Annotated in this window: 5 protein-coding genes; 2 read left to right on the top strand and 3 right to left on the bottom strand. The window is 52.7% G+C overall.

All coding sequences use genetic code 11. From position 1 onward, the window contains the following. Positions 1-1,022 (top strand): sensor histidine kinase (locus J0A65_RS21290; protein ID WP_206596344.1); only part of this gene is annotated, 1,022 nt, incomplete at its 5' end. Positions 1,023-1,369: 347 nt separating this feature from the next. Here the strand turns inward: J0A65_RS21290 and J0A65_RS21285 are convergent. Both J0A65_RS21285 and J0A65_RS21280 read right to left on the bottom strand, forming a co-directional pair. Then, positions 1,370-2,002: a recombinase family protein gene (locus tag J0A65_RS21285; protein ID WP_206596343.1), complete on the bottom strand. Its 633-nt coding sequence runs from the start codon at positions 2,000-2,002 to the stop codon at positions 1,370-1,372. A 313-nt stretch (positions 2,003-2,315) separates the two neighbouring features. Continuing rightward, on the bottom strand, positions 2,316-3,203 hold the full coding sequence (locus tag J0A65_RS21280) for a tyrosine-type recombinase/integrase (protein WP_206596342.1): 888 nt from the start codon (positions 3,201-3,203) through the stop codon (positions 2,316-2,318). Positions 3,204-3,830: 627 nt separating this feature from the next. Between J0A65_RS21280 and J0A65_RS21275 the strand changes: the two genes are divergently transcribed. Further along, positions 3,831-4,916, top strand: a complete 1,086-nt coding sequence (locus J0A65_RS21275; protein WP_206596341.1) for a type I restriction endonuclease — start codon at positions 3,831-3,833, stop codon at positions 4,914-4,916. Here J0A65_RS21275 and J0A65_RS21270 read toward each other — a convergent pair. Continuing rightward, a partial coding sequence (locus J0A65_RS21270) for a tyrosine-type recombinase/integrase (RefSeq protein WP_206596340.1) occupies positions 4,900-5,410 on the bottom strand: 511 nt, incomplete at its 5' end. The genes J0A65_RS21275 and J0A65_RS21270 overlap by 17 nt on opposite strands.

The raw sequence follows: 5,410 nt of genomic DNA, 5'->3' as shown, positions 1-5,410 counted from the left end.
AAATTGCCCTTTGGAGTCATGAGCGCGCAGAGCCTCTTATTGATCAGCTGGGTACTGACTTGGCTTTGTGCAAGAAAGAGCTTCCCAGTGCTGGTACAAAAGTAACGAGTTTTCGGGGGCGTAAGGCTAGGCTCGTCAGATATTCCGAAGGTATTTATACTGCCGTGGCGTTTTCCTTTGATGCGGATAAAGTAAGAAGCAGGAAGATTATGGATATTGAGGTGCGGACGGTAATTGCTGCTGCACCGCTAATCGATACTTCGGCCAAGCGTGCTGAGCAACGAACAAAGCGACTCATTCACAATCTCAAGAGCATCACTGCAAAAACAAGTCAGGAAATATTCTACTTGGTTAAGCAAGACGCTTTAATGGGCAGCCCTAAAGAGGCTTTGGATTATGTTGCTGAGGAGGTAAAGGATAACTCCCGCGATACGGCAAAGGCTCTTATGGAGATACTTAAGCATCAGTTGGCGCAAAAGGCAGAGTACTCTGCCTTTGAAAAGCTCTCTGGCAAGATTGATTCGACCAAAATGGAAGTTCACGATGTTCATAGGGTTTTGATGAATGTCTTTTATTTGTTTTTTGGCGAATTCTTGGATCGCAAGATAAAGGCACGAGTTGAACCAACGAGGCTGCAGGCTCTTTTTGACTACGAGTCAATTCATGCCTGTATATATTATCTAGTAGAGAATGCCGCTAAATATGCGATGCGTAATAGTTATTTGAATGTCACAACATCTTATGATGGTAATGGCTTCATAGACATTCGTTTTGAGATGGAAAGTCTCTCTATATCGAATGACGAAGAGGAAGCGATTTTTGAAGAAGGAGTTTCAGGTAGGCGAGCCCATAGCGAAGGTCTAAATGGTGCGGGCTTGGGCCTTTATCTGGCGCGAGCTATGGCAAGGTTGAATGGGGGGACTTTGCATCTTCATCCCGGAAGACAGCTAATCGGTGGTATTTACTCACGAAACTCTTTTGTTCTGAGCCTTAGGGCTGACCCTAGCACTAGAGCTGTATAGGCAGAGCGCATAGCTTGACGCTATAACTTATGATTTCTAGTAGTTGCGTTGCTGAATAGTAATGAAAATAACAGGGGAGCACGCGTCTTTGTAGGCTAGGCGCTAACGCGGCAGGATTACTGGTCGGAAGTAACCAAGAGGATGCCGGGTGTCCAGGGCGGATAGCAGCTTAAACCTCACACTCAGGCATGGGCTTTAGAGCGCTCGGAGGATGCCCTAGAGTCGCTGGGGTTGGCTAACTTCCTCGGCTGACTTCCACCAATGGTGTGCATATCCCCCTCAGATACGCTAGGCCCCCGTTGGGTGACTTTCGGGGGGCTTCGTCTTTGTGGTGCTGGTGATAGGCCTCAGGCTGTGGCGCTGACCTTGTCTCTGGCTCTAAGCACAGTGCTGGTGCTGACCCTCAAGAGCTTGGCCGTTTCTCTGATACCTGTTCCCTTGTTCAACAGGGCCAGGATGCTGGCGTGCTTATCCTTGTCGATGCCTCGGCCTTTGTAAGCTCCCTGAGCCTTGGCCTTGGCGATGCCTTCGTTCTGGCGTCTGCGCCTGTCTTCATAGTCCTTACGGGCAACTGCTGCGAGCATGTCCAGCAGCATGTCATTGATGGCGCCCAGCATCCGAGAGGTGAAGGCATCGGCTGCGGTGTTGCTATTGCTGCCCATGAATTGGTGAGAGGTCGGCAGATCCAGGGCAACGACCCGCACCTCCTTCGCTTTGATGGTCGCCCGGAGTTGTTGCCAGTCGCCCTCTGTGAGGCGGCTCAGACGGTCGACCTGCTCAACCAAGAGAACATCCCCCGGCTTCGCGTCGGCCAGCAGACGGAACAGCTCAGGGCGCTGTAGAGAGGCGCCGCTTTCGTTCTCGGTGTAGTAGCTAGCGATGTGCTGGCCATGGCTTTGGGCGAAGGCGTCCAGGGCAGACCGCGCCCGGCTAGCGTCTTGCTCAGTAGTGGATGCCCGGAGATACGCACGGACAAACATTGGTGACAGCTCCTTGTTGTCGTTTAGGTGTTGTCAATATGCATGTTGCCGTATAAGTGGTCAAGACTATTCCAAACGATAACAAACCAGGTGGCTGTTGCTGTTGTCGCTGAGGTACACCCAAAGAGAACGCCTAAGCGCTGGCCGGTAGGGGGCTAAGGTGCTGAAGCTTGGCAGGGGCTGGACGCGCCAGCGAAGGGCAAGGGCTGCCGATGCTGTTTGGATCTTGCGAGATAAATGGCTATGAGCGAAATGAACGACCCCACCCCGGTACGGGGGGGAAGACGCTCAATTCCCTATTACAAAAAGGCGCTCAGATTTTTTCGCCAAAAATGTGCGGCTGCGTGCGCAGGTTATCGAACGCATCTTCAACCCGCTGCATTGGCTCTCGCAGATCCTCCACACTCAGGCGCAGATAGTGCTTCATGGTGACATCAGCGCCAGAGCTGTGGTTTACGAGCTTCTTCACTGTGGCCAGATCTCTTAGCGTCCTCTGGGCAACCGTCACGAAGGTTCGCCTTAAGTCGTGAGTCGTCCATTTGAAGCCGATCCTTTCTGAAACCTCTGCGGTAGAAGCCGTTATCCCGCGCCCATTGAGACTGAATACGCGACCAGTGCGCCCGTGGCAGTGGTCATAGAGATAGCCAAATAAGCGGGTTCCAAGAGGTAGTCGATGTGTCATTCCGTTCTTGGTATCGGGGAATGTCACCGTTCTGGAATGCCAGTCGATATCGGTAGCTTCCAGGCCCAGCGCTTCAGACCTCCTGCAACCGGTCAGAGCAACGAAGGATAAGAAAGCGGATGCTTCTTTATCCCGCAGCGCTGCAACCGCCTGCCACCATTTGGGGTGAACGGCGTCAGGAAGTAAGCGGTCTTTGGGTTTAATCACGTGCAGTCCTCCCAGTGCTTTAATGCGTTGAGTAGGGTTTGGATAGTTCACATCGTATTTGGCGCAGCCGAACGACCAAAGGGCGGATATGACGCGTACAAGATAGTTGGCCTGTGCATGGGAGCGCTCACTGACAATGCCGAAGCGCGCCTCAAAACTGTCGGTGGTAATTGCCTGCCAATCAGCGTTGCGCCAGTCTTTCGCATAGCGATCTATAACGGACTGATAGTCTTCTGCTGTTCTCGGCTTCAATCGCCGTGTCGACAAATAAACGTCGAGCAGTTGTTGCAGCGTGAGCGACGAGGCGTTCATCCGAGGCGGCCTCTGCTGCGGCCTAACCACCAGTGTGCCTTCGTAATCTGAGTAGAGGGGGCCGGCGGCTAGACTGTTTCTAAGCAGCGTCAGTGCTGCAGCGCGAGCTTCGTCAGCGCTTACTACCGGCCAACTCCCCAGTGGAGTGAACGAGCGATATACCCGGATCCGGAAGTTTTTGGTGCGTGCGCCTACCACGATCTGAAAACCAACAAGCTGAGAATCGTGGCAGATCAGGCGACCTCCCTTCTGACAGCTCAACCTAGCTATAGCGGTATCTGTAAGAAGGAGTCGTCGAGAGGTGGCGGACTGAGGTTCTCCGCCGCTGCTTGAGCGCAAAAATTACCTCTGGCTAGCTCGCAACGAACTGTCGTAAATCCTGCCACTGTATTAGGAGTGCGGGCAAGTCTATGCGCTGAGTCATGACCTACACTCGCCTTGGTCGCCGGTCTTTGAGCAACTGCCTTTGCGATTGCCTAATCCCTGGCGCGTTGGCTAGCGCTAAATTGGCATTGCCAGCATCTTGGGACTGTCAAATTTTTCTACCAAAACCTTTTGACCTGTGCGTGATTGCAAGGGCAAAACGCCAGCACTAGGATGGGCGCAGTCTTCAAAAAGGAGAGAGACATGGAATTCCACGAAAGGCTTGGCGCGCTGGCGACCAAAATTCGTCAGCAGGCATCAACGATTCAGACTGAAGAGGCGACTAAAAATGCTTTCGTCATGCCCTTCATCCACTCGGTGCTCGGTTATGACGTCTTCGACCCGTCAGAAGTGACCCCTGAGTACATCTGCGACGTAGGAACGAAGAAAGGCGAAAAGATTGACTACGCCATTCTCAAAAACGGAGATGTGCAGATACTCATAGAGTGCAAGAAGATTGGCGAACCACTGAACGTCAACCATGCAGGCCAGCTTTTCCGGTACTTCCATGTAACAAACGCACGGATCTCAATCCTGACGAATGGACAGGTCTTCAAGTTTTTCACCGACCTTGATGCTCCCAACAAAATGGATGACAAGCCATTCTTGGAGCTAGACCTGCTCGACATTGACGAACATGTCATCCCAGAGCTGCAGAAGCTCACCAAGGTGGCCTTCGATGTAGAGTCCATCATCAGTGCAGCCGGCGAACTGAAATACGTCGGTCAGCTCAAGCGTGAAATTGCTAGTCAGTTTTCCAAGCCTGACGAGGATTTCGTCAAACTATTTGCCAGCCGTGTTTACGATGGGATGCTCACCCAAAAGGTACGTGAGCAGTTCTCTGAACTCACCCGCAAAGCACTGGCCCAGTTCCTCAGCGACCAGATCAATGACCGCCTCAAATCAGCAATGAGCGGGGCGCCTGCGATGACTCCAGTAGCGCTGCCCACAGGTCAGGACACACCAAACGACAAGAGCGAAAAAGACTCTGACGGAGACAAAATTGTCACCACTCTGGAGGAGCTGGAAGGCTTTCACATCGTCAAAGCCATCATCCGAACGGTCGTTGACGCAAAGAGAATCATCCATCGTGATACCCAGAGCTATTTCGGTGTGCTGCTGGATGACAACAATCGAAAACCTCTATGCCGCCTGCACTTCAACCGCAGCCAGAAGTACCTGGGTATCTTCGACAAAGACAAGAACGAAACTCGCCACCCCATTGACTCGCTGGACGACATCTACAACTTTGCCGAGCAACTGAAGGCGACTGTCAGCTATTACGAGTAGCTGCTGTGTGATTCCGGTCATCGTGTTTTGCGGTGGCCGGTTCCCCTGCCTTCACCTCCTCGAAAGCATCCTCCACTGCCTGCATCGGCTCCCTCAAGTCCTCCACACTCAGCCGCAGATAGTGCTTCATGGTCACGTCGCCACTAACACTGTGGTTGACCAAACGTTTCACTGTGGCTAAGTCCTTCAGCGTTCGCTGGGCAATCGTTACAAACGTCCGCCGCAGGTCGTGGGGCGACCACTTGAACTGCAACTGATTAACCAGATGCTCGACCATCAGCTCTAGACGACGCGTCGACAACTGGAAGACCAGCCCCTGTCGTCCCTCACAGTGAATCTTCAGCATCGCATAAAGACGCCTGCAGAGAGGAAGCCTGTGGTCGCTGCCATTCTTGGTGTCATGGAAAGTAACCGTCTTGGTCTGCCAGTCAATGTCCGTGGTCTTCAGCCTCAGCGCCTCCCCTCTCCTGCAGCCTGTGAGCGCAATGAAGATG

This window comes from Bowmanella yangjiangensis (genome assembly GCF_017255015.1).
In the GTDB taxonomy this organism is placed as follows: Bacteria; Pseudomonadota; Gammaproteobacteria; order Enterobacterales; family Alteromonadaceae; genus Bowmanella; species Bowmanella yangjiangensis.
This window is presented reverse-complemented; position numbering and strand designations above follow the sequence as displayed.

Bases quoted from the DNA above. Each gene is read 5' to 3' on its own strand.
- J0A65_RS21285 (WP_206596343.1), bottom strand. From the start codon at position 2,002: ATGTTTGTCCGTGCGTATCTCCGGGCATCCACTACTGAGCAAGACGCT.
- J0A65_RS21280 (WP_206596342.1), bottom strand. From the start codon at position 3,203: ATGAACGCCTCGTCGCTCACGCTGCAACAACTGCTCGACGTTTATTTG.
- J0A65_RS21275 (WP_206596341.1), top strand. From the start codon at position 3,831: ATGGAATTCCACGAAAGGCTTGGCGCGCTGGCGACCAAAATTCGTCAG.